Origin of the sequence: Terrisporobacter petrolearius, from assembly GCF_020748185.1 — a bacterium.
Lineage (GTDB): Bacteria > Bacillota > Clostridia > Peptostreptococcales > Peptostreptococcaceae > Terrisporobacter > Terrisporobacter petrolearius.
On sequence record NZ_JAHZMO010000240.1, the window covers coordinates 1 to 251 of the forward strand.

Below are 251 nucleotides of genomic sequence, written 5' to 3' on the forward strand. Positions count from 1 at the left end.
TCATGCCATTTTTTTTTTGTAAACGTTCGTGATTGTAGAAATAAATATATTCCTCTATAAGTTTTGTGATTTCTTTTGAATCTCTTGTATCAACTAGATAGACTAGTTCACATTTTAGATGACTAAAAAACTTTCAATAGGAGCGTTATCCCAACAGTTACCTCTTCTAGACATAGATTGCTTAATTCCATTAATTTTTAACTTATATGAGTATTGTTTTCTAGTATACTGAAACCCTTGATCTGTATGTA

At 28.7% G+C, this 251-nt stretch carries 1 pseudogene; it reads right to left on the reverse strand.

The features are described 5' to 3' along the window. Positions 1–76 (reverse strand): annotated as a pseudogene (locus tag K0040_RS22290) (IS3 family transposase); the annotation flags it as partial. Between the last annotated feature and the right edge of the window lie 175 nt (positions 77–251).